Below are 5,723 nucleotides of genomic sequence, written 5' to 3' on the forward strand. Positions count from 1 at the left end.
GGCCACCGGCGGGGGCGGCACCACCCGCTCCGTCGTGGACTCCTCGGTCGGCGGCACGGTGGTCGTCGGCGGCGCCGGCGCCGGCGCGACGGCGGGCGCCGGCTGCGGGGTCCGCGGCGGCGTCGTCACGATCACCTCGGTCGGCCGGGGCTCCGACTCGTCGTCGCCGGCGAAGGTGTTCTGTGCGCCCAGCGCCAGCCCGATCATGGCCACCACACCGAGGGCGGTGCCGGCCAGCCCGGCCCCGCTGATCTGGCGGCCCGACACGTGCGGGCCGGGCGCGGTCGTCGCCCGCTTCCACGCCGGCGTCCGCTCCGGCGGCCCGGCGTCGTCCACCGCGGCCGGCGCGGGTGTCTCGGTCCGCGCGAGCCGCTCGGTGCGCTGCGGCGCCACTCCGCGCGGCGGGACGATGCGTTCGGTCGCCCCCGGCGGGACGATCAGTTCGGTGACCGCCGACGCGGCGGGGCCCGCGGCGACGGCGCGCAGGGCGCCGCCCTTGGCCAGGACGAGTTCGGGTTCGTGCGGCACCACGACGGGCAGCTTCATCCACGTCTCGAGCACCCGGCGCACCAGCCGGACGTGGGCGCCGCCGCCGAGCAGCACGATCGTCTCGGGCCGGGCGCCGGACCGGTGCACGACGTCGCGCAGGAACCGCGCGGAACCTTCCACGAGCGGGGTGATCAGCGGGTCGAAGGTCTCGAGGGACATGAGGATCACGCCGGCAGTGCCCGGCACGGCGACGGCGTCGCTGCCGGACAGCTGTTCCTTGGCCGTGCGGCACTGGGCGACGAACTCTTCGTCCTCCGGGTCGTCGGGTCGCCACACCCCGTCCGAGCCGAGCTGGTGCAGGCGCACCGCGTCGTCGAACAGTCGGCCGGAGACGGTCCTGGTGCGTTCGGTGTGCACGGCACCGGTGGTGCGGTCGACGACGGTGACGGTGAGCCCGGAGGCACCCAGGTCGTAGAGCACCGCGACGTCACCGGGGAGCTCGCCGGTGGTCCGCAGGTAGGCCAGGGCCGCCTCGGACTCGCCGACGAGGGTGTAGCGGTCGAGTCCCTGCTCGGCCATCGCGGCGCGGAGCCGCTCGGCGTCGGCGGCGTCGCGGTACACCAGGCCCACCCGCTCGACGGTGTCGCCCGCGATGCCGGCCTGCACGAGCACGCCCACGGTCTGCGCCGCGAGCCGTGCCGGATCGTCCTGCCTGGTCTCCACCACCTGGAACTGGTAGCCCGCGGCGGGCGCGGCCGGATCGATCGGACGAACGATCCGGACGGCACTCGTCCCTGCGGTCACCCCGAGAACCGAACTCATCAGCCGCCTTCTGATTGTGTTTTGCGCCGCACATCCACCCCCGGCGCATCCCGACCGCCCGATGCTACCGAACGGTCCGGACACGCCCACCCGGCGAATCGGACACACGCCGTCACAACCGGACGAGCGACCCGTGTGCTGCCTAGGATCGAGCGATGCGGGTTCTGTACGTCTGTACCGGGAACATCTGCCGATCGCCCACCGCCGAGCTGTTGACCACCGCATACGCGACGGAAACCGGCCGGAGTGAGTTGTCCGCGCACAGCGCCGGCACCCGCGGCATGGTCGGGCGGCCCATGGAGCCGACGGCCGCGCTCGTGCTGCGCCAGCTCGGCGGCGAGCCCGACGGTTTCGTCGCCCGGCGCCTGTCGCCGCACATCGCCCAGGACGCCGACCTGGTGATCACGATGGCCGAGTCGCATCGGGGGGCCGTGCTGCAGGCGGCGCCGCGGATGCTCAAGCGGACGTTCACGCTGCGCGAGGCCGCGCGGCTGCAGCAGCTCAGCGGCGCCGAGACCGTCGCCGAGCTCGCCACCGCCCGGGCGCAGTTCCCCGCGCCCGGACCGGAGGACGTCACCGATCCGATCGGTCTGGACGAGGACACGTTCGTCGCCGTCGGGACCGAGATCGCCGATCTGCTGCTACCGCTGCTCGCCCGGATCCACGACTGACCCGTTGCGCGGGCCCTGCATGGGCGACGGCGCGACGGGCCGCGACACCGCCGTCGGCACCGCCTGCTCGCGGTAGGCGGGATCGGCGGTGTACGCCTGCGGGGCCCGGTAGTGCTGTCCCGGCTGCGCGTCGTCGTGGTCCTGCCCGCCCCGGTGCGGCTGCTCCGGCCGGTACGGTTCCGGCCGGTTCTGCTCCTCGCGGTAGCGGCGTCCGCCGGTGGTCTGTGCAACAGGCCCCGGCTGCACGGGCGCCGACGCAGCGGCCGTGGCCTTCTTCGCCGACTCGTCGGACTCGTAGTAGTACCGGTACTCGTAGGCGCCGCGGCCCTTGTTCGGCGTCATCGTGATGATGGTGCCGAGCAGGTGCGCGCCGGCGCTGCCCAGGTTGCCGACCGCGCGGCTGAGCTGCTCCCGGGTGGTCTTGCCGTGGCGAGCGATGAGCAGCGCGCCGTCGGTGGCCGCGGCGAGCACGACCGAGTCGGTGACGGGCAGGACCGGCGAGCCGTCGATGATCACGTACTCGAAGCGCGCCCGCAGGTGGTCGATGACGTGCTTGGCGGTTTCGGAGCCGAGCAGCTCGCTGGGGTTGGGCGGCAGCGCCCCGGAGGCCAGCACCCACAGGCCCTCGTACTGGCTGGGCTGCAGCACGTCCTCCAGACCGGCCTGGCCCGACAGCACGGTGCTGAACCCGACGTCGCCGACGACCCCGAGGTACTTCGACACCCGCGGCCGGCGCAGGTCACCCTCGACGAGCACCACGGAATGGCCGGCCTCCGCGAGCACCAGCGCGGTGTTGATGGCCGTGGTGGTCTTGCCCTCGGCCGGCAGGGCGCTGGTGACGACGATGACGCGCGGCGGGTTGTCGACGTCGAGGAACTTGAGGTTGGTGCGCATCTCCCGGTACGCCTCCGCGCTGCCGGAGTTCGACTCCTGGAAGTCGATCGCCGCGTGCTCCTGCCGCTCCTTGTCGAGGGGGATGGTGCCCACCAGGCCCGTCCCGGCGAGCTCCTCGACCGTCTTGCGGTCCTTGACGGTGTTGTCGAGCCGGTCGCGCAGCACCGCGAGGGCGATGCCGAGGAGCACGCCGACGGCGAGGCCGAGCGCGAGGTTGCGCTTCGTCTTCGGCGACACCGGGGTCACCGGGGTGTCGGCGTGCTGCTCGACGACGACCCGCGCGGTGGGCTCACCGCCGTTCTCGGGGGTCTCGAGCTCGCGCGCCATGACGACGAACTCGTCGGAGAGGGCGTTGGCGAGGTCCCGGGCCCGCTCCGGCGACTCGTCGTCGACCTTGACGTCGACGAGCACGGTGTCCGGGGCGGACGATGCGGTGACCTTTCCGGCGAGCTGTGACGGCGTGACGTCGGACAGGCCGAGCCGGTCGAGGGTGCGCTGCGCCAGCGTGGTGCCGGTGAGCAACTTGGTGTAGGAGGCGACGCGCTGCTGCGAGAACAGGTTGCCCTGGTAGATCTCGTTGACCGAGGCCCCGGAGGAGGTGGAGACGAACAGCCGGGTGCTCGCCTGGTAGATCGGGGTGGTGAGCAGGGAGGCTCCGAGCGCACCGAGTACCGCCACCACGGTCGTCACGGCGACGATCTTCCATCGCGCCTGCAGGATGCGTAGGTAGTCGTGTACTTCCATTACGGTGTCTCCCTCGTTGCTGTGACACTGTCGGTGCACCCTACGGGCGCGGAAATCTGTCGTTCGGTCAGGTGCCGGGCGAGCGTGGGGCCGATCAGGGCCAGCGCGCCGGGGGTGGTCAGGTCGGAGTGCGGGTAGGGCACGTCGTGCTCGGTGACGCGACGGACGTGGCGCCGCCAGCTCGCCGCGAGGTCGGGTCCGGTCTGCCCGCCGGGCCGGGCCCGGAACAGCAGCGCGTCGCCGTCGAGGACACGCGGCGTGTGCGCGGTGACGGCCTCCTCCAACGCGGCGCCCGCGGCCAGAGCCCGCTCCCGGATCTCGGCGACGAACGTCGGCGGCAGGCCGGGCACCTCGAGTTCGACGACGGGTTCGTCCGGCAGGGCCGCGACGTCGGGGAGGGTGTCGGGGGTGAGCGTGTCGAGCAGGATCAGCGACGCCACCTGCTGCCCCGCCTGGTGCAGCTGCACGGCCATCTCGTGCGCGATGGTTCCGCCGAGGGACCAGCCCAGCAGGTGGTAGGGGCCCTCCGGCTGGACGGTGCGGATCCGGTCGAGGTAGCGGGCGGCGAACTCGGCGACGGTGCGCGGCAGCGGCTCGAGCCGGGTGGCCTGCAGCCCGTACAGCGCGACTCCGGGCAGGTGCGGCGCGAGTCCCGTGTAGCACCACGACATTCCGCTGATCGGGTGGACGCAGAACAGCGGGGTGCCGTCGGGGCGCCCCGCGAGCGGCACCAGCGTGGCGAGCGGGTCGGTGTCGTCGCCGCCGTGGTCGATCCGGTCGGCGAGGTCGGCGACGGTGGGTGCGGTGAGCAGCCAGTCGAGCGGGACGTCGCGGTCGAGTTCGGCACGCAGGTCGGCGGCGACGGCGACGGCCCCGAGCGACGTGCCGCCGAGGTCGAAGAACCCGAGGTCGGCGGACACCGATCCGGGGGGCCGGCCGAGGTGCCGGGCGAACACGGCGGCGACCGTCTCGGCCGTCGCCCCGTCGGGTGGCACGAATCCGTCTGCGGGCGAGGCGAAGTCGGGACGTGGCAGCGCGGCGCGGTCGACCTTGCCGGACGGCAGCAGCGGCAGCGCGTCGACGACGGTGATCGCGGCGGGCCGCAGCGCGCGCGGCAGGTGCGCGGCCACGCGGGTGCGCAGCGCGGCGGCGTCGGCGCTGCCCTGCGCGTAGGAGGCGAGGACGGTTTCGCCCGCGGGGCCGGGCACGGCGACGGTGACGGCGGCCTCGACGCCGTCGGCGGCGGTGAGCACCGCGTCGATCTCGGCGGGTTCGACGCGGATGCCGTGCAGCTGGATCTGCTCGTCGATACGGCCGAGGACGTCGAGCTCGCCGTCGGCGGTGACGCGCGCGAGGTCGCCGGTGCGGTACAGGCGCGCACCCGGCTCGCCGTGCGGGTCGGCGACGAATCTGGTTGCGGTGAGCCCGCTTCGGCCGTGGTAGCCGCGGGCCAGGCCCGCCCCGGTCACGTACAGCTCACCGATCACCCCGGCCGGGACGGGGTGCAGGCGCGCGTCGAGGATGTGGGCGGTGGCGCCGGCGACGGGGGCGCCGACGGTGGGCCGGGCGCCGGGGTCGAACGGCCCGCCGAACGACACGGCGATCGTGAACTCGGTGGGCCCGTACCCGTTGAGCAGGCGGTGCCGCCGCCAGCGTTCGACGACGGGCGCGGTGAGCGCCTCGCCCTCGGACAGGACGGTGACCGGGCGCCCCAGCACGTCCGGGTCGAGGGTGGCCAGCACGGTGGGGGTGGCGACCACGTGGGTGACGTGCTCGTCGACGATCAGCCGCTGCAGCGCCGCTCCGGCATAGACGTGGTCGGGGGCGACGACGAGGGTCGCGCCGTGCGCGTGGGCGGCGAGCAGTTCGAACACCGACGCGTCGAAGGTGTGCGACGCCGCGTGCAGCACCCGGCTGCCCGGCGCGACGCCGAGGACGTGCCGCTGCGCGTCGACGACGGCGGTCAGGCCGCGGTGCGGCACGGCGACACCCTTGGGGGTGCCGGTGCTCCCGGACGTGTAGATCAGATACGCAGTGTCGTCCGGATGCGGCTCCGCCGCAGTGTCGTCCGGATGCGGCTCCGCCGCAGTGTCGTCCGGATGC

4 protein-coding genes are annotated in these 5,723 nt (G+C 73.9%); 1 reads left to right on the forward strand and 3 read right to left on the reverse strand.

From position 1 onward, the window contains the following. A partial coding sequence (locus tag G6039_RS22240; RefSeq protein WP_164528113.1) for a DUF7159 family protein occupies positions 1-1,311 on the reverse strand: 1,311 nt, incomplete at its 3' end. Positions 1,312-1,466: 155 nt separating this feature from the next. On the opposite strand from G6039_RS22240, the gene G6039_RS22245 reads away from it, so the two are divergent. Continuing rightward, the gene (locus G6039_RS22245; protein WP_006934332.1) at positions 1,467-1,982 is read left to right on the forward strand and encodes an arsenate reductase/protein-tyrosine-phosphatase family protein; all 516 of its coding nucleotides are present in this window, start codon (positions 1,467-1,469) and stop codon (positions 1,980-1,982) included. On the opposite strand, the gene G6039_RS22250 is transcribed toward G6039_RS22245, so the two are convergent. Both G6039_RS22250 and G6039_RS22255 read right to left on the reverse strand, forming a co-directional pair. Further along, positions 1,953-3,620, reverse strand: a complete 1,668-nt coding sequence (locus tag G6039_RS22250; RefSeq protein ID WP_043797100.1) for a tyrosine-protein kinase domain-containing protein — start codon at positions 3,618-3,620, stop codon at positions 1,953-1,955. The two genes, G6039_RS22245 and G6039_RS22250, sit on opposite strands and share 30 nt — an antisense overlap. Next, the coding region (locus G6039_RS22255; protein WP_164528114.1) for an AMP-binding protein at positions 3,620-5,723 on the reverse strand (2,104 nt) is incomplete at its 5' end. The genes G6039_RS22255 and G6039_RS22250, both read right to left, overlap by 1 nt.

The sequence above is a fragment of the Rhodococcus aetherivorans genome (assembly GCF_011058165.1).
GTDB lineage: Bacteria > Actinomycetota > Actinomycetes > Mycobacteriales > Mycobacteriaceae > Rhodococcus > Rhodococcus aetherivorans.